Annotated in this window: 22 protein-coding genes; 6 read left to right on the forward strand and 16 right to left on the reverse strand. The window is 66.3% G+C overall.

The window, feature by feature from the left end; translation table 11 throughout:
- Window positions 1-154: 154 nt before the first annotated feature.
- On the reverse strand, window positions 155-958 hold the full coding sequence (locus SB751_RS25755) for a response regulator transcription factor (protein WP_410748696.1): 804 nt from the start codon (window positions 956-958) through the stop codon (window positions 155-157).
- Between the two features lie 176 nt (window positions 959-1,134).
- Between SB751_RS25755 and SB751_RS25760 the strand changes: the two genes are divergently transcribed.
- Window positions 1,135-1,866 carry a response regulator transcription factor gene (locus SB751_RS25760; RefSeq protein ID WP_144202763.1) on the forward strand — a complete coding sequence of 244 codons (732 nt, stop codon included), beginning with the start codon at window positions 1,135-1,137 and terminating at the stop codon, window positions 1,864-1,866.
- A gap of 45 nt (window positions 1,867-1,911) precedes the next feature.
- On the opposite strand, the gene SB751_RS25765 is transcribed toward SB751_RS25760, so the two are convergent.
- Window positions 1,912-2,913: a Bug family tripartite tricarboxylate transporter substrate binding protein gene (locus SB751_RS25765; protein WP_144202765.1), complete on the reverse strand. Its 1,002-nt coding sequence runs from the start codon at window positions 2,911-2,913 to the stop codon at window positions 1,912-1,914.
- 126 nt (window positions 2,914-3,039) lie between these two features.
- Window positions 3,040-3,303, reverse strand: a complete 264-nt coding sequence (locus tag SB751_RS25770; RefSeq protein ID WP_177219853.1) for a hypothetical protein — start codon at window positions 3,301-3,303, stop codon at window positions 3,040-3,042.
- Window positions 3,304-3,545: 242 nt separating this feature from the next.
- Between SB751_RS25770 and SB751_RS25775 the strand changes: the two genes are divergently transcribed.
- Window positions 3,546-4,847 carry a M20/M25/M40 family metallo-hydrolase gene (locus SB751_RS25775; RefSeq protein ID WP_211943540.1) on the forward strand — a complete coding sequence of 434 codons (1,302 nt, stop codon included), beginning with the start codon at window positions 3,546-3,548 and terminating at the stop codon, window positions 4,845-4,847.
- A 91-nt stretch (window positions 4,848-4,938) separates the two neighbouring features.
- Here SB751_RS25775 and SB751_RS25780 read toward each other — a convergent pair whose 3' ends face one another.
- Window positions 4,939-6,174 carry an MFS transporter gene (locus SB751_RS25780; protein ID WP_144202775.1) on the reverse strand — a complete coding sequence of 412 codons (1,236 nt, stop codon included), beginning with the start codon at window positions 6,172-6,174 and terminating at the stop codon, window positions 4,939-4,941.
- 192 nt (window positions 6,175-6,366) lie between these two features.
- Between SB751_RS25780 and SB751_RS25785 the strand changes: the two genes are divergently transcribed.
- The gene (locus SB751_RS25785) at window positions 6,367-7,185 is read left to right on the forward strand and encodes an AraC family transcriptional regulator (protein WP_144202895.1); all 819 of its coding nucleotides are present in this window, start codon (window positions 6,367-6,369) and stop codon (window positions 7,183-7,185) included.
- Window positions 7,186-7,230: 45 nt separating this feature from the next.
- Here SB751_RS25785 and SB751_RS25790 read toward each other — a convergent pair whose 3' ends face one another.
- The 8 genes from SB751_RS25790 to SB751_RS25825 all read right to left on the reverse strand — a co-directional run bounded on the left by SB751_RS25790 (window position 7,231) and on the right by SB751_RS25825 (window position 16,127).
- Complete coding sequence (locus SB751_RS25790; RefSeq protein WP_144202778.1) at window positions 7,231-8,490, reverse strand: M20 aminoacylase family protein; 1,260 nt, start codon at window positions 8,488-8,490, stop codon at window positions 7,231-7,233.
- 227 nt (window positions 8,491-8,717) lie between these two features.
- Window positions 8,718-9,566, reverse strand: coding sequence for a fumarylacetoacetate hydrolase family protein (locus SB751_RS25795; protein WP_092291174.1), 849 nt, complete (start codon window positions 9,564-9,566; stop codon window positions 8,718-8,720).
- A gap of 142 nt (window positions 9,567-9,708) precedes the next feature.
- Window positions 9,709-10,494: an MBL fold metallo-hydrolase gene (locus SB751_RS25800; protein ID WP_144202783.1), complete on the reverse strand. Its 786-nt coding sequence runs from the start codon at window positions 10,492-10,494 to the stop codon at window positions 9,709-9,711.
- A 94-nt stretch (window positions 10,495-10,588) separates the two neighbouring features.
- Window positions 10,589-11,254 carry a glutathione peroxidase gene (locus tag SB751_RS25805; protein ID WP_377732642.1) on the reverse strand — a complete coding sequence of 222 codons (666 nt, stop codon included), beginning with the start codon at window positions 11,252-11,254 and terminating at the stop codon, window positions 10,589-10,591.
- Between the two features lie 97 nt (window positions 11,255-11,351).
- Entirely contained in the window at window positions 11,352-12,842 is a 1,491-nt protein-coding gene (locus tag SB751_RS25810) for an MDR family MFS transporter (protein WP_410748708.1), read from the reverse strand.
- 251 nt (window positions 12,843-13,093) lie between these two features.
- Window positions 13,094-13,534, reverse strand: coding sequence for a CBS domain-containing protein (locus SB751_RS25815; protein WP_144202789.1), 441 nt, complete (start codon window positions 13,532-13,534; stop codon window positions 13,094-13,096).
- A 210-nt stretch (window positions 13,535-13,744) separates the two neighbouring features.
- Window positions 13,745-15,187, reverse strand: coding sequence for an ATP-dependent RNA helicase DbpA (dbpA, locus tag SB751_RS25820; protein ID WP_144202791.1), 1,443 nt, complete (start codon window positions 15,185-15,187; stop codon window positions 13,745-13,747).
- A 64-nt stretch (window positions 15,188-15,251) separates the two neighbouring features.
- Window positions 15,252-16,127 carry a DUF72 domain-containing protein gene (locus tag SB751_RS25825; RefSeq protein WP_144202794.1) on the reverse strand — a complete coding sequence of 292 codons (876 nt, stop codon included), beginning with the start codon at window positions 16,125-16,127 and terminating at the stop codon, window positions 15,252-15,254.
- A gap of 192 nt (window positions 16,128-16,319) precedes the next feature.
- Between SB751_RS25825 and SB751_RS25830 the strand changes: the two genes are divergently transcribed.
- Genes SB751_RS25830 through SB751_RS25840 form a run of 3 tightly spaced genes read left to right on the forward strand, consistent with a single transcriptional unit; the run spans window position 16,320 to window position 19,025 of the window.
- Window positions 16,320-16,772, forward strand: coding sequence for a DUF3375 family protein (locus tag SB751_RS25830; protein ID WP_211943543.1), 453 nt, complete (start codon window positions 16,320-16,322; stop codon window positions 16,770-16,772).
- Window positions 16,769-17,383, forward strand: coding sequence for a DUF4194 domain-containing protein (locus SB751_RS25835; protein WP_144202800.1), 615 nt, complete (start codon window positions 16,769-16,771; stop codon window positions 17,381-17,383). Before SB751_RS25830 ends, SB751_RS25835 begins: the two co-directional genes overlap by 4 nt.
- 10 nt (window positions 17,384-17,393) lie before the next feature.
- Window positions 17,394-19,025: an ATP-binding protein gene (locus tag SB751_RS25840; RefSeq protein WP_186296980.1), complete on the forward strand. Its 1,632-nt coding sequence runs from the start codon at window positions 17,394-17,396 to the stop codon at window positions 19,023-19,025.
- Window positions 19,026-19,045: 20 nt separating this feature from the next.
- Here SB751_RS25840 and SB751_RS25845 read toward each other — a convergent pair whose 3' ends face one another.
- The 4 genes from SB751_RS25845 to dnaA all read right to left on the reverse strand — a co-directional run bounded on the left by SB751_RS25845 (window position 19,046) and on the right by dnaA (window position 25,459).
- On the reverse strand, window positions 19,046-19,378 hold the full coding sequence (locus SB751_RS25845; RefSeq protein WP_144202805.1) for a nucleotide pyrophosphohydrolase: 333 nt from the start codon (window positions 19,376-19,378) through the stop codon (window positions 19,046-19,048).
- Window positions 19,379-19,478: 100 nt separating this feature from the next.
- Window positions 19,479-22,004, reverse strand: coding sequence for a DNA topoisomerase (ATP-hydrolyzing) subunit B (gene gyrB, locus SB751_RS25850; protein ID WP_144202807.1), 2,526 nt, complete (start codon window positions 22,002-22,004; stop codon window positions 19,479-19,481).
- A 212-nt stretch (window positions 22,005-22,216) separates the two neighbouring features.
- Window positions 22,217-23,332, reverse strand: coding sequence for a DNA polymerase III subunit beta (dnaN, locus tag SB751_RS25855; RefSeq protein ID WP_092291124.1), 1,116 nt, complete (start codon window positions 23,330-23,332; stop codon window positions 22,217-22,219).
- A 366-nt stretch (window positions 23,333-23,698) separates the two neighbouring features.
- Entirely contained in the window at window positions 23,699-25,459 is a 1,761-nt protein-coding gene (dnaA, locus tag SB751_RS25860; protein ID WP_410748697.1) for a chromosomal replication initiator protein DnaA, read from the reverse strand.
- Window positions 25,460-26,081 lie beyond the last annotated feature (622 nt).

Below are 26,081 nucleotides of genomic sequence, written 5' to 3' on the forward strand. Positions count from 1 at the left end.
CAGCCAGATACTGCCTTACCAGCTTGAGCTTGAACCGCTCATCGTACTTCGCCATGAAAAACACCCCAAAGGTTGGATGGGTGTCCAACTTTTGGGGTGCAGTTCATTCGGGTGCCTTTTTGTTTTTCAGGGCGGCGGGTAATGCCTGCCGTCATCAGGGATTGGGGCCCAGCGCCGGCTGCCGCCCCGCTGCACGGCGCCTGCGCGTGCCGCCAGTTGGCGCCGCATCGGGCTTGGGTGCCGGCCCCGCCGAGGCATCGCCGCCGAGCAACTCCAGCCGGTAGCCATGCGTGTACAGCGGGACGATGCGCACACCGTTGTCGGGCCAGAGCCCCAGCTTGTTCCGCACGCGCGAGATGTGGGTGTCGATGGTGCGGGACATCGGCGGGATGTCGCGCCCCCAGACTGCCACGACCATGTGTTCGCGCGGCACCACCCGGCCGGCGTTGCGGAACAGCAGCAGGGCGAGGTCGAATTCCTTGGGCGTCAGCGCCACCTTCTGGCCGTGGCACGTCGAGGCCCGGGTGGCCAGGTGGAAGGCGAAGCAGCCCCAGGCCATGCTGCCGTCGCGCGACTGACGCAGGTCCGGGTACGCGCGGCGCAGCAGCGCCTCGATCCGCGCGGCCAGTTCCTGCGGGCGGATCGGCTTGACCATGTAGTCGTCCGCGCCCGCTGCCAGCGTCGCCACGATGTCCCGCTCGTTGTCCAGCCCGGTCAGGAACATCACCGGCACGCGGGCGTCCAGATGGGCGCGCACCCACGCCAGTACCTCGCGCCCACTGACCTGGGGCGCGTGCCAGTCCAGCAGCAGCAGGTCGAACGTGACCTTGCGCAGCGTCAACAGCATGCGCCGGCCATCGTCGAACGTCACGCACTCGTGGCCGGCGGCCGTCACGATCTCCCGAATCCGCGCGGCGTGCCCGGCGTCTGGCTCCAGCGAAGCAATCCTCAATCCCATCGTCGTTGCGCGCCCCCGAGGCGCATCCGTTGTCTGCCATCCGAGCATTAGAGGCCGGGACGCGTCGCAACCCTATAAGACGATGCTCATTTTTAGTCGGCAACAAATGTTTACTTCGTGCCGGCGGGCGCGCGGCCTACCATGGCCGCATCGAGACAAGCCGAGGGAGGCCCATCGTGAAGATCGCCGCGCTGGCGGACAACCCGTCCCGCGCCGGGATGCTCAGGCACGCGCTGCACCGGGGCGGGCATGTCGTGCGCTGCTTCGGGTGTGGAAAGTCGATGACGGACGCGGTGCGGGATACCCGCTACGACGTGCTGCTGCTGGACCGCGCCAGTTCCATCGCCGCCGCGACGGCCGCGTGCGACGTGCTGAAATGGGTGCGCGACACGCTCGGGCAAGGCGTGCCGGTGATGATGCTGGGCCGGGGCGACGACGAGGCACAGGTGGCGGCCTGCCTGGCGGCCGGCGCCGATGCCTACGTGGGCGAGGCGGGGCGCGGGGCCGAGCTGCTGGCGCGCGTGGAGGCGCTGGCGCGGCGCGCGGCGGTGCCGGGGATGCTGGCTGGCACCGTGGCGCCGGCGGGCTTCGGCGACATGCCCGAGCAACTCGTCACCGGCGTGTACCGCTTCGTCACGGCCGAGCGCCAGGCCTGGGTGGGCGGCGTGCCGGTGGCGCTGGCGCCCAAGGAATTCGCGCTGGCCCTGCTGCTGTTCCGCAACCTGGGCACGCTGGTATTGCGCGAGGCAATGATCCGGCATGTCTGGCCGGATGCAGGGGTCCACACGCACGCGCGCACCGTGGACAGCCACCTCTCGCGCGTGCGGACCAAGCTGGCGCTATGGCCCCGCAACGGCGTGATGCTGCGGGCAATCCACCGGCTGGGCAGCCGGCTGGACCTGGTGTAGCCGATGATGGACCGCAGGGACTCCGGCGGCCAATCAGTCGGCCAATCAGTCGGCCTTGATCCCGGCTTCCTTGACGATACGCGCGTTGTCTTCCGATTCCGCGCGGATGGCGGTGGCGAACTGCGCGGCGGTGCCGCCGGTGGGCACCTCGCCGCCCTTGAGCAGGCGCTCGCGCACCTCCGGCTCGCCCAGCGCCTTGTTCAGCTCGGCATTGAGCCGGTTGATGATGGCCGGCGGCGTCTTGCCCGGGGCGAAGATGCCGAACGTCGAGGTCAGGTTGGCCTTGGGATAGCCGAGTTCGGCGAAGGTCGGCACGGCGGGCAGGCTCTCCAGGCGCTTGGGCGCGCCCACGGCCAGCGCGCGCAGGCGGCCCGCCTGCATGTGCTGGGTCAGCATGGGGCTGGCGTTGGTGCTCATCACCTCGAACTGCGCGCCGAGCGCGTCGTTCATCTGCTGGCCGGCGCCCTTGTAGGGGATCAGCGTGATGTCGGCCTTGGACTTCGCCTTGACCTGCTCGAGCATCACGTGGCCGACCGTGCCCAGGCCCGAGGTAGCCCAGCGGACCGAACCCGGCTTGGCCTTGGCCTGCGCGAGGAGGTCCGGGAAGGCCTTGCCGGCGAAGCCCGAGGTGGCCACCACGAGCACCGGCGAGTACATGACGCTCATGACCGGCGCCACATCGTGCTCCGGGTCGTAGTTGACGCGGCCCACGTGCGGGTTCAGCGTCAGCGGGCTGGTGGAAGCGAAGCCGATGGTGTAGCCATCCGGCGCGGCCTTGGCCACGGCGTCGATGCCGATGCTGCCGCCGGCGCCGGCCTTGTTCTCCACCACCACGGACGTGCCCATCTGCACGGACAGCTTCTCGCCCAGCGCACGGGCCACGGCATCGCTGATGCCGCCGGTCGGGTAGGCCACGATCACGCGGATCGGGCGGCTCGGGTAGGCGTCCGCGGCATGGGCGGAGGAAACGAAGGACGGGGCCGCAAGCGTGGCGACGGTGAAGACGGACAGGGCCGCCAGCAGCGGCTTGGAAATGGCAGGAACCATGGTGGGGATGGGGCGGGAGGGTTGCTGATGGATAGGCGCTATCTTAGCCGAACGGCCCCGGCGGCCGAACCTCCGGCTTGCCGTTCCATCCCTTCCGGGCCGTCCAACCAACGCGGCGAAGCTGTTTCAGCGCACGAGCGGGTGTTCCGGCACCCACGAAACGAACAGTTCGTTGGCGCGGTCGTACAGCCGCCACGCCGTACCGCACTCGCGGCAGGTGAAGGACAGCATGCTGAACGGCACGCCGGCCGCGCTGGCGCTGACGTGGGGCGCCGTGTTGCGCAGGGCCAGGCAGGCGTGCGGCTCGCGGCGGCGCGGGTCCTCGGCCAGGGCCAGACAATGGGCGCAGGCGGGGCGGGTGGGTACCGGCAGGGGCGGGGCGGCTGGCATGGCGGGATGACCGGAAAACGGGGGCACGGCGGACTTCATGCCCGCCATGATGCCGCAAAACGCCGGCGTTGGCCCCATCTGGCCGTGTTAGGGCGGCGGCTGGGCTATGTCGCGCCATGTCTGCTGCGTGCGCGCGACAGGCTGGCGTTTTCACGCGGCATCGCGTTTGGCGCACTTTACGCGGCGGCGCCATGCGCTCAAGATTTCCGATCCCACATTGCCATCACAAGGAACCTGACTGCATGCCATCCGTTCGTCGCCCCCGCTTCCCTGCCCTGCGCGCCCTCCCGTTCGCGCTGGCACTCGCCGCCGCCGGCGCCGCCACCGCCCACGCCGCCCCGGTGGAGCCGGCCTACCAGCTGGCCCAGCAGGAGAAGCCCGCGCTGATCGCCACGCTCAAGGACCTGGTGTCGATCGAATCCGGCAGCAAGGACATCGAGGGCCTCGACCGCATCGCCGCGCTGATCCGGGACCGGCTGGCCGCACTCGGCGGCGACGCCAAACTGGTCGAGCCGACCGAGATCTACCGGATGGAAGACACGCCGGAGAAGGTCGGCAAGATGGTCATGGCCCAGTTCAAGGGCACCGGACGCCGCAATATCATGCTGATCGCCCACATGGACACCGTGTACCTGCGCGGCATGCTCGCCCAGCAGCCGTTCCGCGTGGACGGCGACCGCGCCTACGGGCTGGGCATTGCCGACGACAAGAATGGCGTGGCCGTGATCCTCCACACGGTGGCCATCCTGCAAAAGATGAAGTTCAAGGACTACGGCACGTTGACGGTGCTGATCAACGGCGACGAGGAAATCAGCTCGCCGGGCGCCCGCGCCATGCTGACCAAGCTCGGGGCGCAGCAGGACGCCGTGTTCTCTTGCGAGGCCACGCGCGTCACGGGTGACCGCCTGTCGCTGGCGACGAGCGGCATCGGTGCGATTTCGCTGAAAGTCGAGGGCAAGGCGTCGCACGCGGGCAGCGCGCCGGAGCTGGGCCGCAACGCGTTGTACGAGCTGTCGCACCAGATCCTGCAGATGCGCGATCTGTCCAACCCGGACACCGGGCTCAAGGTCAACTGGACGATCTCCAGCGCGGGCACCAACCGCAACGTGATTCCGGCCGTGGCCACGGCGCAGGCCGATGTGCGCGTGCTCCGCACCGCCGACTACGACGGCCTGGAGCGCACGCTGCAGGAGCGGATCAAGCAGAAGCTGATTCCGGACACCAGGGTCGAGGTCAAGTTCGAGCGCCGCCGGCCGCCGCTGGAGGTCACCCAGGCAGCGCGCACGCTGGCAGCCCATGCGCAGGGTATTTATTCGGAAATCGGCGAGAAGCTGATGGTGTACGACACCGCCGAAGGCGGCGGCACCGACGCGGCGTTCGCGGCGGCGGGCACCAAGGCGCCGGTGATCGAGCGATTCGGGCTGCGCGGCTTTGGCGCGCATTCGAACGATGCCGAGTATGTGGACCTGAACTCGGTCACGCCACGTCTGTACCTGCTGACGCGGATGATCATGGATGTGTCGCAGGACAAGGCAGGGAAGTAGCCGTTCTACGAGGGGGCGGCAACTTTACGCGCCGACCCTCTCCCCCGGCCCCTCTCCCGCAGGCGGGCGAGGGGAGCAAATCCACGGCAGGCTAGGCCGCGGCAGTCACCGTCTTCTTCCCTCCGCCGAGGTCCGGCAGGAACACCGCCAGCAGGCCGAGCAGCGGCAGGAAGGCGCAGACGTCGTACACGGTCTTGATGCCGTGCGTATCGGCCAGGGTGCCGAGCACGGCGGCGCCGATGCCGCCCATGCCGAAGGCGAAGCCGAAGAACAGGCCGGACACCATGCCGACCTTGCCCGGAATCAGCTCCTGGGCGAACACGAGGATGGCCGAGAACGCCGAGGCCAGGATGAAGCCGATCACGAACGACAGCACGCCAGTCCAGAACAGGTTGGCGTGCGGCAGCATCAGCGTGAACGGCGCCACGCCGAGGATGGACGCCCAGATCACGCGCTTGCGGCCGATGCGGTCGCCAATCGGGCCGCCGAGGATGGTGCCGGCTGCCACGGCGAACAGGAACACGAACAGGTAGATCTGCGAGGTCTGGCGGGTCAGCCCGAACTTATCCATGAGATAGAACGTGTAGTACGTGTTCAGGCTCGCCATGTAGAAGTACTTCGAGAAGATCAGCAGCAGCAGCACCGCGATGGCGCGGACCACGGTGCGGGTCGGCAGCGGCTTGGCCGCCGTGCCGGCGCCCTTCTTCTTGGCCGCGCGCTCGGCCAGGTGGCGGCCGTACCAGCCGCCAATCTGCCAGAGCACGGCAATCGCCAGCAGCGCGGCCAGCGAGAACCACGCCACGCTGCCCTGCTGGTGGACGATCCACGCCGCCAGCAGCGGCCCCATGGCGCTACCGCCGTTGCCACCCACCTGGAAGATCGACTGGGCCAGCCCGTGCTGGCCGCCCGAGGCCATGCGCGCCACGCGCGACGACTCCGGATGGAAGATCGACGAGCCGGTACCCACCAGCGCCGCCGCCACCAGCAGCACGCCATAGGTTGGCGCCACGGACAGCAGCAGCAACCCACACAGCGTAAAGCCCATGCCGATGGCCAGCGAATGTGGCTTCGGATGCTTGTCTGTATACAGGCCGACGATTGGTTGCAGCAGCGACGCGGTGATCTGGTACGTCAGCGTCAGCAGGCCGATCTGGGTGAAGCTCAGGTTGAAGCCGCCCTTGAGCATCGGATAGATGGCCAGGATCAGCGACTGGATCATGTCGTTGAGGAAGTGCGCGAAGCTGATCGCGTACAGCACGCGGAAGCGCGTGCCTTCCTCGCGGTGCGCCACTTCGGCGGCGGGGGCGGAATTGACGGTTGTGCTCATCGTGCGGGGCGCATTGGCCGGTCGTCTGGTTAAAAGTATGACGATCGCATCGTAAATGGCAAATTTGCGCCTGTCCTGCGAGAATGGGGCCGGAACCTTGGAGAAAAGGACATGCCGCCCACCCCTCGCAGCCGGAAAGCGGCGCCGCCGCCGGTTGAGTGGATCGACCGCACCACGCCGGGCGCCCGGCGCCTGCCGGCCGATGCCCCGCACGACCCCGATGCCGACGCCCGCGCCGACACCTACGCGGCAGCGCCAGCCTACCTCCGCTTCGACCGCGGCCCGATGCCGGTGACCGCCATGGCCGCCGACTACGCCCCGGGCCACGTCACCAAGCCGCACCAGCATCCGCACGCGCAGTTGATCCACGCGATGCACGGCGTGATGGTGGTCTCCACGGCGGACGGCCAGTGGATCGTGCCGCCCACGCGCGGCATGTGGATGCCGGGCGGCACGGTGCACTGGATCCGCATGGTGGGCCGGGTTCAGATGCGCACCGCCTATATCCGCCCGGACGCCGCGCCGGACCTGCCCACCCGCTGCACGGTGCTCGGCGTCACGGCGCTGCTGCGCGAGCTGATCCTGGCCGCCATCGACATCCCCCTGCCCTATGCGCCGGATTCGCGCGACGGCCGGCTGATGCGGCTGCTGCTGGATGAGGTGCTGCTGGTGCCGACCCTGCCGCTGCACCTGCCGCGCCCCAGCGATGCCGGCCTGCGGCGGATCTGCGATGCGATTGTCGAAAGCCCGGATACCGACCTGACACTGGCCGACTGGGGACATTCTCTTGCGGTGGATCCGAAGACGATCCAGCGGCGGTTCGCGCGCGAGACCGGCATGACCTTCGGCCAATGGCGCCAGCAGGCACGGCTGCTGGCCGCGCTGGAGCGTCTGGCGGCGGGGGCGAAGGTGGTGGATGTGGCGCTGGACATGGGCTATGGCAGCCCGAGCGCCTTTGCGACGATGTTCCGGCGCCAGTTCGGCGTGCCGCCCAGCGCCTTCTTCCGATAACTGCCCGACGTCCGATTGGGGGCTCAGGCAGTGCTCAGGCCCCGCTCAGGCTCCGTCCAGGTAACGCTCGGCCAGTCGGGTCCAGTACGCCGCGCCCACGGTCAGATTCTGGTCGTTGAAGTCGTAGCCGGCGTTGTGCAGCAGCGGCTGGTTGGCGCCGTTGCCCATCCGCACGAAGCAGCCCGGGCGCTGTTGCAGGAAGTAGGCGAAGTCCTCGCTGCCCGCAATCCGGTGGAAATTCGGCACCGCGCGCTCCGGCCCCACCAGTTCCTCGGCCACCTGGCGCGCGAATTCGGTTTCGGCCTCGCTGTTCACCAGCACCGGGTAGCCGCGCACGTAGTCGATATCGACCGTGGCGCCGTAGCCCTCGGCATGCGACGCGGCCAGCTGGCGGATGCGCGCCTCCATCGACGCCCGCACCTCGGGGTTGAACGACCGCACGCTGATTTCCATGCGCGCGCTGTCCGGAATCACGTTCGGGGCGTGGCCGGCGTGCAGCGTGCCGATGGTGACCACGGCGGTCTCGTTCGGATCCACATTGCGCGCGACCACCGATTGCAGCGCCATCACCAGGCTGCCGGCCACCAGGATCGGGTCGATCGACTGGTGCGGGCGCGCCGCGTGGCCGCCCTTGCCCCGGATCGTGATGGCAACCGTGTCGCAGGCCGCCATGAACGGGCCAGACCGGAACATGAACGTGCCGGCTTCCACGCCCGGATGGTTGTGCAGGCCGAAGATGGCATCGCAGGGAAACCGCTCGAACAGGCCGTCGGCCAGCATCCGCTCCGCCCCGCCGCCCGCGCCGATTTCCTCGGCCGGCTGGAAGATCAGGTGGATGGTGCCGTTGAAGCGGCGGGTCCGCGCCAGCTGGCGGGCGGCGCCCAGCAGCATGGTGGTGTGGCCGTCGTGGCCGCACGCGTGCATCTTGCCCTCATGGACGCTGGCGTAGGGCAAACCCGAGCGCTCGTGGATGGGCAGCGCGTCCATATCGGCGCGAATGCCCACGCTCCGCTTGCCCGTGCCGGCGCGCAGCGTGCCCACCACCCCGGTGCCGCCCACCCCGCGCGTGACCTGATAGCCCCACCCCTCCAGGCGGGACGCCACCAGTTCGGCGGTGCGGATCTCGTTGAAGGCCAGTTCGGGGTGCTGGTGGATGCTGCGCCGGATGTCCTGCAGCTCGTCGTGACAGTCGAGCGTGTCGTGCAGCGTGCAGTAGGAGCGCGTGGGGGATTCGGTGGAGCCGTTCGCGAGCTTGACCGCGACGGTCTTCAATATCGATTCTATTTCGGGGGCATGTTCAGACATGGCGTTGCTCTTGTGGCTTGCATGTATGAACAGTATTTCACGCAGGGTCGAAGGGTAAAACCCAGATTGCGGATTTCGTGCGTATGCGCCCTAAACCGTGCCAAAACTGTTGCCCTTAGGGGACGCTTTGTGTGGAACTGCGACCCTTTGTATGAAGACGTTTCAGCGGGGAACCCGAAAGTCCCCCTTTTTCTGGCAACGATGTCGGACATGGGCCGACGCCCGACTCAGCGCTCGCCGTATGGCACGACCTGCTGGGTCTGCTCGCCGAGGCCGGCGATACCGAGGCGCATGGTGTCGCCCGCGCGCAGGTAGCGCGGCGGCTTGAACCCCATGCCCACACCCGGCGGCGTGCCGGTGGCGATCAGGTCGCCGGGCAGCAGGGTCATGAAGCGGCTGACATAGCTGACCACGGTGGCGACGTCGAAAACCATGGTCGCGGTGCTGCCTTTCTGCATGCGCTGGCCGTTCACGTCCAACCACATCGCCAGGTTCTGGGGTTCGGGCACCTCGTCGCGCGTGACCAGCCAGGGGCCGACCGGGCAGAAGGTGTCGCAGCCCTTGCCCTTGTCCCAGGTGCCGCCCCGCTCGATCTGGAACTCGCGCTCGGACACATCGTTGACCACGCAGTAGCCGGCCACGTGCTCGAGCGCCTGGGCCTTCGACACATTGCGCGCGGTGGTGCCGATGACCACGCCCAGTTCCACTTCCCAGTCGGATTTTTCCGAACCGAACGGCAGCATCACGGCGTCGTTGGGGCCGTTCAGCGAGGAATTGGCCTTCAGGAAGACGATCGGCTCCGCCGGCAGCGGCATGCCGGCTTCGGCGGCATGGTCGGCGTAGTTCAGGCCGATGGCGATGATCTTGCCGATGCCGGTCCAGGGCACACCGTGGCGGGCGCCCTCCACCAGCGGCAGCGTGGCGGGGTCGATCGCGGCCAGCCGGGCCAGCGCGGCGGGCGCCAGTTCATCCGGGCCGATGTTGCCGATCACGGCAGACAGGTCGCGCACGCGGCCATCACGATCCACGACGCCCGGGCGCTCTGCACCGGGCTGTCCTACGCGTACTAGTTTCATGGTGATTTCCTTGGTTTCTGGCCAGCCGTGGGAAGGGGGACGGCAAGGAAACCGAGGATAGCCGGAATTTGACCGGCGTGTCCTGTGCAGCAACGCAGACATCCACGGGCGGCGATGTACCGCCCGGGTCACCGGGCCTGCCCTACGCCAGCGCGCCGGCCGGCACGCGATAGTGCGAGCTGTCGAGCAGGTCGAGCCCGCATTCGAGCTGCCCCACCCAGTCGATGAAGCGCTTCACCATCGCCCGGCCCCGGAAGGACGGCCCGTGCTGCGGCACGATCCATTCGATATCCATGGTCCGCGCCATCTCGGCCCAGAGCCGGCACGCCCGGTTACCGCTCATATAGCGGCGATGGAACGGCAGCATGCGCGGGAGATGAGCGTCGAAATCCTCCACCACTGCGCCGGCCTCGGCCGACGTGGTCATGGCCGCGCCCAGATCGCCCGAGAACAGGATCTTGCTGATGGGATCGTAGAAGTGGAAATTGCCCTCCGAATGGAGGAAATGGGCCGGGACGGCAACCAGCTGGCTCGCCCCAAGCGGCACGACCATGCCGGCATCCGGAATGCCGACCACGCGGCCGGCCATCTTCCCGGCCTGGCAGATATGGGGCAGGAAGCGCGCCCAGACCTGCGAGATCAGCACCTTGCTGTCCGACGCCGTCAGCCAGCGGCCCACCGACGCCACGATGTCCGGGTCGGCATGCGAGGCCAGCACGTAGTCGAGCCGCTTGGGCGGAAAGTGGCGGCTGATCGCCATATACAGCTCGCCGTAGGTCAGCGGGCCGCCGGGGTCGATCAACGCCCCGTGGCCGTGGTTGACCACCAGGAACTGGTTGGACTGCACGACTTCCCCGTCGCCATCGTCCACCAGGTCGGTGAACACCATGCAGACATGCTCGCTCGATTCATATAGCGCGATAGCCATCGCGACCCCCTTTCGCTCGTTTTTGTTTTGAATCGGCGAAAGTACCAGCGGGGCCGGTTCGACCTTTGACGGGGATCAAAGGTCGGTCATGCGGTCAGCGCGTGCTGAGCAGCTTCTCGATCGTGGCGACGAACTGCTTGTCGTCCGGCTTGACCATGCTGTTGTAGCTGCCAACGACCTGACCCTTGCGGTCGATCAGGTATTTATAGAAGTTCCACTTCGGCGCCGTGCCGGTTTCCTTGGCCAGCAGTTCGTACATCGGGTTGGCATCGCTGCCGCGCACGTGGGACTTGCCCAGCATCGGGAATTTGACGCCGTAGGTGTTGTAGCAGAAGTCGGAAATTTCCTTGGAGGAACCGGGCTCCTGCGAGAAATCGTTCGACGGGAAGCCCAGCACGACCAGGCCGCGCTCCCGATACTTGGCGTAGAGCGCCTCAAGGCCCTCGTACTGCGGCGTGAACCCGCAGTAGCTGGCGGTATTGACCACCAGCACGACCTTGCCGGCGTACTGGCACAGGTTCTGGGGCGACTCGTCCTGCAGGCGCGGGAACTTGAAGTTGAGCGCCGCCGGGCAACTGCCGGCCTGACCGGTTGAAGCGGCGGCAGTGGGGGTCGACTTCTCGGCGGCGTGGGCTGCGCGCGGCAGCAGGCTGGCCGTGGCGGCGGCCATCGCGGACACCGCAAGGGCGGCGAGCAGCGCGCGGCGCTGGAGCGTCAGGGTGGCCGTGCGCGGGTGGCGCATCCGGGTCGGGGGGACCATGCGGGTCATGACGGGCGACTCCATATTGGGGCGTGAAAGGTAGCCTCCGCAGTCTACGCCTTCGTCGGGTTCACTGCACTCCGCGCTGCACGATGGGTCAGTCCATCACCGCCGTCGCGGCGTGCTCGGTCACGCTGGCGCGCAGCTCCAGGTCCGGCATGCGCCGCACGATCAGTAGCGCCACCACCGCCGCCACCGCGCCCGCCGCGAAAATCAGTTGGAAGCCCGACTCCACGCCGGCGGACAGCACCTGCCGCACGGCCGGCGACAGATGCGCCATCGCCTCGCTGCCGTGGCGCAGCGCGCCAAGGTCCAGCGCCTGGGTCACCCCGGCGCGGCCCATCGCCTCGCGGAACTCCAGGGCCAGCAGCGTGCCGGCCAGCGCGCCGCCAATCGCGCTGCCGAGCGAGCGCACCACCAGCAGCGCGCCGGTGCCTGCCCCCATGTCGCGGCGCTCGAGCGCGTTCTGTACCGAAATCAGCGTGCCGACCATCGCCATGCCCAGCCCCACGCCGCCCACCGTCATGGCGAGCAGGACGGCGGCCGTGGGCACGTCCGGCGTGGCAGCGGCCAGCGCGCTCAGGCCGATGGCGGCGGCCACGAAGCCGGCGCTGAGAATGCCGCGCATGCGTCCCATGCGCGGCGCCAGCCAGGCCACCACGAGGTTGCCGGCCACGGTAGACAGCAGGAACGGCACCACCAGCAGGCCGGACATCGACGCATCGGCGTTGCGCGCCAGCTGGAAATGCAGCGGCAGCGCGAAGATGCACAGGAAGATATTGAGCGCGGCCAGCGCCGAGGCGCCCACGCCCATCACATAGGCACGGTTGCGGAACAGGCGCGGGGGCAGCATCGGGTCCGCCGCGCGGCGCTCCTGCCAGGCCAGCAGCGCCAGCGCGCCGGCCGTGAGGGCCAGCAGCGCGCCGGTTTCCGGGGAAATCCAGTCGAAGGCATCGCCGGCCCAGCTCATGGCGAGCAGGAAGGCGATGATGGCCACCGCCAGCAGCAGCGCGCCCAGCCAGTCCACGCGTGGCCGGCCGCCGCGCGGGCGCAGCGTGGCCAGGCCCCGGTAGCACATCGCCATGGCCAGCGCGCCAACCGGCACGTTGATCCAGAACAGCCAGCGCCAGGACAGGTGATCGGACACCCAGCCGCCCACCAGCGGCCCGGCGATGGAGGCCATCGCCCAGACCATCGCCAGATAGCCCTGGTAGCGCCCGCGCTGGCGGGGGGCCACCACGTCCGCAATGGCCGCCTGGGCCAGCGACATCAGCCCGCCGCCGCCCACGCCCTGCAACGCCCGGAACAGGATCAGCTGCGTCAGGGACTGCGCCATCGCGCACGCCACGGAGGCGAGGATGAACAGCGTAATGGCCACCATCAGCAGGCGCCGCCGCCCGAAGCTATCGGACAGCTTGCCGTACAGCGGCGTGGTGACGGTGGAGACGATCAGGTAGGCGGTGACGATCCACGACAGGTGGCCGAATCCGTTGAGATCATTCGCAATGGCGGGCACGGCGGGGATGACCACGGTCTGGTCCAGCGCCGCGAGCAGGATACATAACACGATGCCGCCGATCACCCGCATGATGGCGCGGTGATCGTGGACGATGGGCGGATGTTCGGGAACGGAGGCGGTAGCCTCCACGGCGGATTGCGGCGAGGTGGGCGACGACATGTGGCTACGGCGGGATGGAGGCTGTGGGGACCATCCCTGCGTCGGAAATGGCCTAATTCAGTATCCGCATAATTATATGCGTAAGCCTTCGTTGACGTAGCAATGAATTTTGGCAGGAAGTGGCCACGGCGCCACATCGAGCGTCCGTGGCCTGTTGGTCGCTAGCGCGACCCGCCGGTGATGTAGTGTTCGAGTTGCTCGATCACGAAACGCTGTTCGCTGATGATGTTGTTCACGAGGTCGCCGATCGACAGCATGCCGAGCAGCTCGTCTCCTTCCATCACGGGCAGGTGGCGCAGGCGATGCCGCGTCATCAGGCTCATGCAATCGTCCGTGGTCTGGTCCGCCCGCACATAAATCACCGCCGTGGTCATGATCTCCCGCACCAGGGTTTCGCGCGACGTACGTTGCATCAGGATCACTTTTCGGGCGTAGTCGCGTTCGCTGAGGATGCCCTGGATCTTGCCGTGCTCCATCACCAGCAACGCGCCGACGCTTTTCTCCGCCATCAGTTGCAGCGCGGCGTAGACCGTCGCTGAAGGAGGAATGCTGAAGATCGCCTGATTTGGCTTCGCTTCCAGAACCTGCCGTGCGGTTTTCATAGACCGACTCCTTGTTGCTGCTGTCTGGGGAAATCGTTGCGCCCGCGCGGCTGCGCGTCTTTCACCCCCGAATGCGCCGCCGGCCTGCTCTTTCAGATTAGCAAAGGATAGTCGGCGCTTACAGGGTGACTTTCACGAATCTTTGTAAGCAATCCGACATCGCTGATTGTTATTTCCTGCGCACAATTCCCCCGATAACAAAGTCGCGCGTTACTCCGTCAGCATCCGCACCCGCACCTTGCGGTTCTTGACCTTGCCATCGTTGAGCCGTTTGACCGCCTCCTTGCCGATGGCGCGATCCACGGCGATGTACGTCGACATCTCCATCACGTTGATCTTGCCCACCTGATCCTTGGTGAAGCCGGCCTCGCCGGTCAGCGCGCCAAGGATGTCGCCGGCGCGGATCTTTTCCTTGCGGCCACCAAGCATCTGGAGCGTCACCATCGGCGGCAGCAGGCGCTCCTTGCTCGTGGGCACCAGCTCGGTCAGCGGGTGCCATTCGAACTCGCCGCCCTGATGCTGCTCCAGGTTCCCCACGCGCCCCATCTCATCCATGCTGACCAGGCTGAAGGCCCAGCCTTCGGCATCCGCGCGGCCCGTGCGGCCGATGCGGTGCACATGCACCTCGGGGTCTGGCGTAACGTCGACATTGATCACGGCTTCCAGCTGGGCGATGTCGAGCCCGCGCGCCGCCACGTCCGTGGCCACCAGGACCGAGCAGCTGCGGTTCGCAAACTGCACCAGCACCTGATCGCGGTCACGCTGTTCCAGATCGCCATGCAGCGCCAGTGCCTCGAAGCCCTGCGCGCGTAGTAATTCGACGAGATCGCGGCATCGTGCCTTGGTGTTGCAGAAGGCGAGCGTGCTGGCAGGCCGGAAGTGGTCCAGCAGGCGGCCCACGGCTTGCAGGCGGTCGCCCTCCTCCACCTCGTAAAAACGTTGGCGAATCTTGCTGGCGCCGTGCGTCTCGGCCAGCTTGATCTCGCGCGGCTTGTTCAGGAACTGCTGGCTCAGCTTGACGATGCCGGGCGGGTACGTGGCCGAGAACAGCAGCGTCTGGCGGTCTTTCGGGCAGTGATTGGCGACGAAGGCGATGTCGTCGAAGAAACCCATGTCGAGCATGCGGTCCGCTTCGTCCAGCACCAGCGTGTTGATGCCACGCAGGTCCAGGCTGCCGCGCTCGATGTGATCGAGAATGCGCCCCGGGGTGCCCACAACGATATGCGCGCCATGGATAAGGCTGTCGACTTGTGGCCGCATGGGCGAACCGCCGCACAGCGTCAGCACCTTGATGTTCTCTTCCGCGCGCGCCAGGCGGCGGATTTCCTGCGTCACCTGGTCGGCCAGTTCGCGCGTGGGGCAGAGCACCAGCGCCTGCACGTCGAAGCGGCGTGCGTCGAGCCGATGCAGCAGTGCCAGGCCGAAGGCAGCGGTCTTGCCGCTGCCGGTCTTGGCCTGCGCGATCAGGTCCTGGCCAGCCAGCGCCAGCGGCAGGCTGGCGGCCTGGATCGGCGTCATGGTGTCGTAGCCGAGCTGCGCCAGCGTGGCGAGCATTGCAGGCGACAGCGCCAGATCGGAGAACGGCGCGCCGGCCGGCGTCCTGGCGGGGGTGGCGGGGGCGGCGGCGGAGTTGGGGGTTGGGCTCGAAGTCATGCCGGATTATAGCGGTGGGGGTGCGGTGGGGGTGCGGCGGGGGTGGCGCGGAAACCGGGGTCGGTCAGGCGGCCTTGCGCGCGGCGGGCTTCTTCACCGGCACGTCCTCGGTGGGCGCCCATCCCAGCCGCTCGAGCAGGGCCTGCGCCGCCGCCGGCGCGTGCTCCTTGGCCCCGTTGATGAAGAACAGAAACAGTTCCTTGGGCTTCGGGCGGGCACCCGCCTGTTCATCCACGCGCGGCAGGTCGTCTGGCACGCTGCCGCCAGCCCAGGCGGTGGCGCGCGCGGCCCACACGTCGAGATCCTTCGGCGCATAGCCGGTCTTGAGCTTCGCCTGCGCGTTCATCAGCCGCGCATAGGCAAAGTCCGCGGTCGGGTCCGCGAACGACGGAAACTTTGGCGAATCTGTGAACACGGTCGCCGCCTTGAACTTGCGCGCGAGCTTCAGGTAGTCGTCGCACATAAAGCTCTCGTGCCGCACCTCAAGCACGTGCCGCAGTTTCACGCCTTCGACGGCATCGGGCAGCAGACTCAGGAATGCCTCGAAGTCATCGGCAACGAACTGCTTGGTTGGGGCGAATTGCCAGACGATGGGGCCGAGTTTCTCGCCCAATTCGGCAATGCCGCTATCAATGAAACGGGCGATGGAATCGCCCGACTCGGCCAGGATGCGCCGGTTGGTGGCGAAGCGCGACGCCTTGACCGAGAACACGAAGCCATCCGGCGTGGCATTGCGCCAGTTGGCAAATGACGTACGCTTTTGTGTCCCGTGATAGGTGCTGTTGATCTCGATGGCAGTCAGGTGACGGCTTGCATACTCAAGCTCGCGCACCTGCGCGAGACCGGGCGGGTAGAAATTGTCGCGCCACGGTGCAAAACTCCATCCGCCGATGCCGATGTGGATATTCCCCACCGCCTTGCCCTGCTTGCGCACCGCCATGACCACCTCCGCTCATCACGCAAAATGCGATGCATACCAGTCTAGCGCGCGGCTGCGTGTCCGGCCAACGCCACGTTTTCGTCGCATGACGATTCATGGCGGGAATGTTGCTTCCTGAATGTTGCGACCGAAGGCACACTAGAACCGATTCCAGCCCCGATTCCTGCCGCCTCACTACCCGGAGGGCCCGCCTTGCGCTTCGACCCCGACACGCTCCCGGCCATTCTGCAAAGCATCGAGGCGCGCGCGCGCGCACTGCGCGACACCCCGCCGGCCGGCCTGTTTTCGTCGATCGACGAGACGGCGGCCCGCATTGATCTGCCCATGGAACGGGTGCTGTATCAGCCGCCACCGGCCGCCGCCCTAAGTAAGAGCCTTCTCAAACGACGGGTGGAAGCCGCACTCCGCGGTCAGCCGCAAGTCTCGCTGCACGCCCTCTGCGGCGACCACCCGCTCGAGCACGGCCTCGCGGAGTTGCTGACCTATCTGCAATTGACTGGCGATACTTTCCATTGCGTCGTCGATAACGCGGCAATGGAGACCGTCACCTGGCATGCGCGCGGCATGGGCGGCGAGCCATTGACGCGCGGCGCGCAAATGCCGCGTGTCCTCTTTGTGAGAAATGGATCAGGAGCGGGATCATGAGCGCGCCCGATCCCCATGCGCTGTCGCCCCTTGTGGTGCCGTTGCTCAAAGGGGTGGTGTGCCGCGAGGACGCGCCCACCGTATGGCAGGCACTCTTGGCACAGCAGGCAGCCGTGCGGGCCTACGTGGCCGTGCTAGGCCTTGCCCTGTTCATCGACGAGGACGATGGATTCGCATTTCTACGAGTGCCATCGGCGCCAGCACCCGATGCCACGGTGCCCCCTTTGATCGCCAGACGCCCACTGTCCTATGCCGTCAGCCTCACGCTGGCGTTGTTGCGCAAGGTGCTCGCCGAGTTCGACGTGGCGGGCCTTCGCGGCCCACTGATTCTGACGCGCGAAGATATCGCTGAATTGCTACGCACGTTCCTGCCTTCGGGCAGCAATGAGGCCAAGCTCATCGACATGGTCGACTCGCATGTCAGCAAGATCGTCGAACTCGGCTTCCTCCGGCGCGTGGGGCAATCGGAAACCCCTTCGTACGAAGTCCGCCGCGTGCTGAAAGCCTTTGTCGATGCCCAATGGCTGGCCGATTTCGATGCGCGGCTGGCCACCTATCAGACACAACTGCGCGGCACCTCCACCGAGCGCACGCGAGGCGTCGATGGATAGGGCACCCACCATGGCACCGGAGACGGTGGCCCCGGACCTCGAGGCCACCACGACGGATGCGGGATTCCGCCTGATGCGGCTCGAAGTCCTGAACTGGGGGCCGTTTCGGCAGGGTGTGTCGTCGATGCGCCCCGACGGCCAACATGCCGTGTTGACGGGCGACCTCGGACCCGGCACGACCGCCCTGGTCGAAGCTTTGAGAATGCTCCTACTCCCGGAGCCGGACCCCGCCATCCCGCCGCGTACGGCAGATCGACCGGCGATGCTGCTCGGCGTATTCCACAATGCCGCGTTCGACAGAACGGTCACCCTTGCCCAGATATTCCCAAGCGCGGCGGATCACTCGCTGCCTGCGCGGCTGTTCGTCGCCGCGCCGCATGAATTGAGCATTGGCGGCGATCTTTCTCACTTCGACGGCGACCTCATCGCCCTCCGCAAAACGCTGCGCACAGTCGGCGCCGAATCATTCGACACCTTCGCCCGCTATCACGCATGGTTCCGGCGTTGCTTCGCCATCGGCGATCCGCTACCCGTGGACGCCCTGCGCGCCTGCCGTGACGCGCTGGACGGTTACTTTGCCGGCCTCAAGCTCGCGCTGCTGGAGGGGCGGCTCGGGCAACTGGCCGACGACTGGGCGCGACACGACCGCCGCGTGCTGGATGAGGTGGAACGCCACGCCGCGCTGCGCGCCCAGGCGCTGCACCTGCGGCATAGCATTTCCGCGAGCGGCGGCGAGCGGATCGCGCAGCTCGACTTCGATATCGAGCAACTCGAACGCGTACGCGACACTCGCCGGCAACGCGCCACGCTGTACGCAACGCTGATTGCGTCGATCAACGAGACACCCGCCGCCACCGACGCCGACTTCCTCGCCCAACGCGACCGGCTGGCCGCGCGCCGAGCCCATGCGCCGTCGGCGGCGCTCTCGCAACTCTCCGCTTTTTCGGACTTCCACGAGATCGACTGGCGCACGCCGGCGCGCGACGCCGCGCGGCTTGGGGAGGAGAAGCAACGACTCCAGAACGCGTCGGACATCCTCCAGCAACTGGCCGATGGATTGGAGGAATTACGAGGAACGATCCGGTCATGCGAGCAATCGCTCGATGCCTGCCGCGACGCCCGCACGGCGGCGCAGACGGCAATGGCCATCGCCGAAGCGGAGCGCCAGCAGGCCGAAGACTTGCTCGCCGCGTCCAAACTCGCCATGCAGTCGGCCAGCCTCGATATGCTCGACGCGCTGCGCGCCGAAGCGTTCGGGCAGCACGCCCCCACCGTGGAATCATGCGACCCCTGCCGCGAGAGCATGCGACGCTGGCTCCAGGCCCGTATCGACGCGGACGCAAGCGACTGGGCGCTTCTGGACGAACAGCTACGCGACGGTCCATCCGCGCTCATATCCACACAGGCCGCGCGGCCCCACCGCTTCCACCTCGCCGTGCTGGATGAATCATTTTGGCGAGGCGAAGACGCCACGGCCAAAGTCTGGCTTCAACGGCTAGGCGCCGCCAACATGCAGTGCCTGATCGTCACGCCGATGGAGAAGATTCCTATCGTCGAGCCGTTCGTGGCCAGCGTGACGTTTGTGCGGGATGAGGGAGACGCCACCGCGCGAGTCTGGCGCGTGGGAATTGAGAACCTGTAGGTCGCGGGCTCGATCAGCCGCTACGCCTCCCCCGCAGGCGGGGGATATTTCATCGCGTTCATTTCCATCTTCGCCCGCACGGCGGCATCCAGATCCACGCCCAGCGCTGTCACAAGCTGTGTGAGGTAAATCGTAATATCCGCCAGTTCCTGCTCCACGTGCGCCCGCTCCGCTGTCGCCATGACATTCCGGGATTCCTCTTCCGTGTGCCACTGGAAGATTTCCACGAGTTCGGACACCTCGACGCTCAGCGCCATGGCAAGGTTCTTGGGGCTGTGATACTTGCCCCAGCCACGCTGCTCGCCAAAGGCGGCGGCGGCCAGCTGGAGATTCTTGATGTCGATGAGAGGCATGGACAGTCTCACTTCAATGAAAAAGGGTTACGGCCTGGCAAGCCGTAACCCCATTTGATGACTAGCGTTTTTGCGATCTCGCTAGGAGCGGCGCACACCCTCAAACATCAATATTCCGCGCCACCAACGCATTCGATTCAATGAAATGACGACGCGGTTCCACTTCGTCGCCCATGAGCGTGGTGAAGATCTGGTCGGCCGCGATGGCGTCTTCGATCTGCACGCGCAGGAGGCGGCGCTGGGTCACGTCGAGCGTGGTTTCGAACAGCTGCTCGGGGTTCATCTCGCCCAGGCCCTTGTAGCGCTGGCGGGACACGCCGCGTTCCGCTTCGGAGAGCAGCCATTGCATGGCCTGGTGGAAGTCAGACACGGTCTGGTCGCGCAGGCGTTCGCCTTCGCCGCGCTTGACCTTGGTGCCTTCCGGGATCAGGCCCTGGAAGGTCGTGGCGGCGCGGGCGAGTGCGGCGTAGTCGGCGCCATGGACGAAGTCCGCGTCCAGGTGCGACAGCCGCACGTTGCCATGGTGCCGGCGCGCGATCATCAGGCGGTGCTTGTCGGTTTTTTCGTCGAATTGCGCATACACGTCCGCGGTGCCGTCGTCGTTCACGGCGGCGCCCAGCAGCGTCTTGGCGTGCATCTCGGCCAGCTTGGCCTTCAGCGCCACGGCCGAGGCTTCCGCCGCTGCCGCGTTGTCGAGGTCCAGCACCACGCCGTCGGCGATGGCGCGCAGCGCGTCCGGATCGACGATCCGGGACAGGCGGCCGATCACGCCTTCGGCCAGCTGGTACTGGCGTGCCAGCTCGGTCAGGGCGTCGCCCGTGATCTCGCTGCCGTCCGGGCGCGTCAGGGACGCCTTCTCCATCGCCAGCTTCAGCAGGTAGGCGTTGAGTTCGTTGTCGTCCTTGATGTACCGCTCTTCCTTGCCGTGCTTGATCTTGTACAGCGGCGGCTGGGCGATGTACACATAGCCGCGCTCGATGATGTCCGGCATCTGGCGATAGAAGAACGTCAGCAGCAGCGTGCGGATGTGCGAGCCGTCCACGTCCGCATCGGTCATGATGATGATGCGGTGGTAGCGCAGCTTTTCGAGGTTGTAGTCGTCCTTGCCGATGCCGGTGCCGAGCGCGGTGATCAGCGTCAGCACTTCCTGGCTGGACAGCATCTTGTCGAAGCGCGCGCGCTCCACGTTCAGGATCTTGCCCTTCAGCGGCAGGATTGCCTGGAACTTGCGGTCGCGGCCCTGCTTGGCCGAGCCGCCTGCGGAGTCACCCTCCACCAGGAACAGTTCGGACAGCGCCGGATCGCGCTCCTGGCAGTCAGCCAGCTTGCCCGGCAGGCCCATGCCGTCGAAGGCGCCCTTGCGGCGCGTCATCTCGCGGGCCTTGCGGGCCGCCTCGCGCGCGCGCGCGGCGTCCACGATCTTGCCGCAGATGATCTTGGCGTCGCTCGGCGTTTCCAGCAGGAAGTCGGTCAGCGCCTTGCTCACCAGCTCCTCCACGGGCAGGCGCACTTCGGACGACACCAGCTTGTCCTTGGTCTGCGAGCTGAACTTCGGCTCGGGCACCTTCACGGACAGCACGCAGGACAGGCCCTCGCGCATGTCGTCGCCGGACGTCTCGATCTTGGCCTTCTTGGCGATCTCGTTTTCTTCGATGTACTTGTTGATGACCCGCGTCATCGCCGCGCGCAGACCGGTCAGGTGGGTACCCCCATCGCGCTGCGGAATGTTATTCGTGAAGCACAATACCTGCTCGTTGTAGCCATCGTTCCATTGCATGGCCACTTCCACCGTGATGCCTTCCTTCTCGGCATTCGCGTAGAAGATGGTCGGATGCAGGACGGTCTTGGCGCGATTGATGTATTCGACGAAGCCCTTCACGCCGCCCGAGTAGGCAAAATCCTCTTCCTTGCCCGTGCGCTGGTCGGTCAGGCGGATATGTACGCCGTTGTTCAGGAACGAGAGTTCGCGGATGCGCTTGGACAGTACCTCGTAGTGGAACTCCACGTTGGTGAAGATTTCCTCGTCGGCCAGGAAGTGCACCTCGGTGCCGCGCTTGTCTGTCGCGCCGATGACCTTCATCGGCGAGACTTCCACGGGGTTGCCGTCCGGACCGGTCACGGTCTCCACCACGCGGTTCTGTACCGCGCCCTTGGCGAACTCGATCAGGTTGACCTGGCCGTCGCGGCGCACGGTCAGGCGCAGCCACTTGGACAGCGCGTTCACGCAAGACACGCCCACGCCGTGCAGGCCGCCGGATACCTTGTAGCTGTTCTGGTTGAACTTGCCGCCCGCATGCAGCTCGGTCATGGCGATTTCCGCCGCGCTGCGCTTCGGCTCGTGCTTGTCGTCGAACTTCACCGCGGGCGGAATGCCACGGCCGTTGTCGACGATCGAGATCGAGTTGTCGCTGTGGATCGTGACCTGGATTTCGGTGCAATAACCGGCCAGCGCTTCGTCGATGGAGTTGTCGAGCACCTCGAACACGAGGTGGTGCAGGCCAGTACCGTCGGAGGTGTCGCCGATATACATGCCCGGGCGCTTGCGTACCGCCTCCAGGCCTTCCAGGATCTGGATCGAAGAGGCTCCGTAAGAGTTTTCCTGCTGCGGATTTTGCTGGTCGGTCATGTTTTCCTACTCACGATACTCACGGCAAATGCGGAATCCGGTCCCGGCGCCGGGCTGGCGCGGGGTCTGGGGTCCGCAATGGCGGGTTACTTAAAAACGGCAAAAGGGGCGGATCGTTGGGATCCTGCCCCTGCTGCGGTGTGTGCCCGGTTTGTCTTCTGGACAGTCCACGGCCATCCCCGCGCGGGCGGGCATGGCCGGAGTCCCGGTCATCAGATCCGCATCGGCATGACGACGTACTTGAAGTTGTCGTCTTCCGGCACGGTAATCAGGGCGCTCGAATTGGAGTCGCCCAGGCTGACCTGCACCTGCTCGCTCTTCAGGTTGGCCAGCACGTCGAGCAGATAGGTCACGTTGAAGCCGATATCGAGCGCGTCGCCCGAGTAATCGAGTTCGAGTTCTTCCTGCGCCTCTTCCTGATCGGCGTTGGTCGAGCTGATCTTCAGCATGTGCGTATCGAGGATACAGCGCACGCCCTTGAACTTGTCCGTGGTCAGGATGGCGGTACGTTGCAGCGCCTGCTGCAGCTTCACGCGGTCGATCGCGAACGCGTTCTTGTAGCCCTTGGGGATCACGCGCTGGAAGTCCGGGAACTTGCCCTCCACCAGCTTGCTGATCAGTTCGATGTTCGCGAACGTGAACTTGACCTGGTTGGCGGCCAGTTGCACCTGCACGGGATCGTCGTTGTCTTCGAGCAGCCGCTGCAGTTCCAGGATGGTCTTGCGCGGGATGATCACTTCCTGCCGCGCGCCGCCGCCGGTGGCCTCGGTCTCGAGTTCCACGCCGCAGTACGCCAGGCGGTGCCCGTCGGTGGCCACGGCCATCACCTTCTTGCCATCCACCACGAGCAGCATGCCGTTCAGGTAATAGCGGATGTCCTGCTGCGCCATGGCGAAGTGGACCATCGCCAGCAGGTGCTTGAACGTCTTCTGCGGCAGGCTCACGCTCGCGTTGAACTCCGCGGCTTCGGCCACGGTCGGGAATTCCTCGGCGGCCAGCGTCTGGAGCGCGAAGCGGCTCTTGCCCGATTGCACCGTCATGCGCTTGTCGTTCAGCGACAGCGCCACGTCGCCGTCAGGCATCGCGCGCAGGATGTCCAGCAGCTTGCGCGCCGCCACGGTAGTGGCCACGCTGTCGCTGCCAACGCCGCATTCGGCGTGGGTGGTGATCTGGATCTCGATGTCCGTCGAGAGGAAGGAAACGTTCGAGCCGGACTTGCGAATCAGCAGGTTGGCCAGGATCGGGAGGGTGTGGCGGCGCTCCACGATGCCGCTCACGATTTGCAGCGGACGCAGCAGATTGTCTCGCGAGGTTTTGACCAATTGCATTGAATTTATCCTTCGTCGTTTGTCGTCAGCGACCGCAGGTTGCGCGCAACCCCAAATTCACTTAGGAATCAAGGAGTTAATTGTGCATTGTACCAAGGATAAGCCGCTGCGGTGAAGCGGGCCGGCTCCGGCGCGGAGGACGGTTGTGCCCAAAAAGCCACGCTCCGTCATTTCTTCCCGCCAAGCCGCCCCGACTCACCGCAAAGCCTTATCTGAGGCCGATTTCCCGCGATCCAAGCGTTTCGTTCAGTCGCCCGTTTGCCGCCGGGCGCGCACCCTGTAGTATGCCAGCCCGGCAAGGCTAACCTTCAAAATCATAAAACGGGGCCAGGCGGCGCAGGATTCACCTGCGTCACCTGCCAGGCATCATCCCTTGAGCGTCTGTTCCAGCACGTGCAGCTCGTGGTTCAGCTGCGCGTCCTTGCTCCGCTCGTCGGCGATCTTGCGCACGGCGTGCAGCACCGTGGTGTGGTCGCGTCCGCCGAACAGCTCGCCGATCTCCGGCAGGCTCTTCTGCGTCAGCTCCTTGGCCAGGTACATGGCGATCTGGCGCGGCCGGGCGATATTGGCGGGCCGCTTCTTCGAATACATGTCCGCGACCTTGATGTTGTAGAAGTCGGCACAGGTCTTCTGGATGTTCTCCACCGAGATCTGGCGGTTCTGCACGGTCAGCAGGTCCTTCAGCGCCTCACGCGTGACATCGATCGTGATGTCCTTGCCGTGGAAGTTGCTGAACGCCAGGATCTTGCGCAGCGCGCCTTCCAGCTCGCGCACGTTGGAGCGCAGGTGCTTGGCGACGAAGAACGCCACTTCCTCGGGCACGCTCACGTTCTCGGCGGCGGCCTTCTTCATCAGGATGGCCACGCGCATTTCGAGCTCGGGCGGCTCGATGGCCACGGTCAGCCCCGAGTCGAAGCGCGAGATCAGCCGGTCGTCAATGCCGGTGATTTCCTTCGGATACGTGTCGCTGGTGATGATCACCTGTGCGCGGTTGGCGATCAGGGCCTCGAACGCGTAGAAGAACTCTTCCTGCGTGCGGTTCTTGCCGGAGAAGAACTGGATATCGTCGATCAGCAGCAGGTCCAGCGAGTGGTAATACCGCTTGAACTCGTCGAACGCCTTGCGCTGGTACGCCTTCACCACATCGGACACGTACTGTTCCGCGTGGATGTAGCGGATCCGCGCGCGCGGGTTCTCCATCAGCATGAAATTGCCGATCGCATGGATCAAGTGGGTCTTGCCCAGGCCCACGCCGCCATAGAGATAGAGCGGGTTGTACGACTTGCCCGGGTTGTTGGCCACCTGGATCGCGGCGGCGCGCGCCAGCTGGTTGGCCTTGCCGGTGACGAAGTTGTCGAACGTCAGGATCGGGTTCAGGCGCGAGCGCTCGTGCACCGTGTCGCTGGGCTGGGCGCCGCCCATCGGCTGCGGCTGGCCCGGGTGGGACTGGTGCTGCGGGTGCTGTTGATGTTGTTGATGCTGCGGGTGCTGCTGGCCATGCTGCGGATGCTGGGGCTGCACGCGGTACGAACGCGCGCTGGCTTCGGACGGGTCCATCTGGGCCACGTCGATGTCAGCCATGTCCGCGCCGTGGCCGCCGGCATTGCCCTGCAGCGGATGGCCGGTGTGCGGCGCCTGCGGCCGCGCCGGGTAGCCGCCTTGCGGGTTCAGGGCGGCCATGCCGGGATAGCCGCTCGGTGCGCCGGGGTTCTGATAGTCGGGATAGCCTGCCGCCTGCGGCGCATGGGAAGCGCCGTGTTGCGCACCCGGATAGCCGGTGCCGGGCGCGCCCATCGGCGTACCCATTGCAGCGTGCGCGCCGGCGTTGTCGCCCATCTGGGCCGTGGCCTGCTGGGTATAGGCGGCCGCGCGCCCCGAGGCAGCGGGGTCAAGGACGAAGTGAACGCTAACCTGCGCTTCCCAGTACTCGCAGGCGAGGGCCGTGATGCGGCCCGAGAATTGGCTCTTGACCCAGTCGAGCTTGAAGCGGTTGGGCGCGGCAATCCGCAGCGCATGCGCCTCCTCGTCGAAGGCGACGGGCGCCAACGGCTTGATCCAGGTCTTGAACTGTTGCGGCGTCAGTTCGCGCTCGAGTTGCGCGGCTGCCGCCTGCCAGAAATCTTGCATGTGTTCTTGTTAAGTGATCGCGCCAGCCCGCAGCGCGTCACGAGTATCGGGGTGCCCGCCAATCCGTCCGGCTTCCCGCCACGCGGCCCCTCGGGGGCCAGCACGACGCGGCAATGCCACCCCATCGGCGTGCGGCAAGCATCGCCCGATCAAGCGGTATACCAAGGCAGGAAGTCCGGGTTGTGCGTGCGCCACGCGGCCCGTGTAGTGTTTGGACCGGGATTGTACCCCCCGCCTCAAGTTATCCACAAAGGATAACCCTGTGGACAAGTTGTGAAAATTCAGTGGATTGCTGTGCACAACCTATAAGGGACTGCGGCCCGGGAAGGGGCCTGGGCGGCTGATAATCCATCGGAAACAAAGAGTTGGACATCTTTGCTACTGCATATAGGTGACCCCGGATACCCACAGGCTTACCCACCGGGCTTTGTGGACAATGGGGCACCGCCGCATGCGCCTGCCATTGTGGCGGCGTCGGCGGCACTGGCCATCGGTTGCCTTGACAGTTCGCGCGAATATCGGTTAAATGGCGGGTTCTGCGATGCGGCAGGGGATCACGTATGCGCATCGCCGGGTCTGGCCCGTACCGCCACGTGTAAACATGTGCGGCATCAGGCAAGCG

The sequence above is a fragment of the Cupriavidus sp. SIMBA_020 genome (assembly GCF_046535395.1).
Classification (GTDB): Bacteria; Pseudomonadota; Gammaproteobacteria; order Burkholderiales; family Burkholderiaceae; genus Cupriavidus; species Cupriavidus campinensis.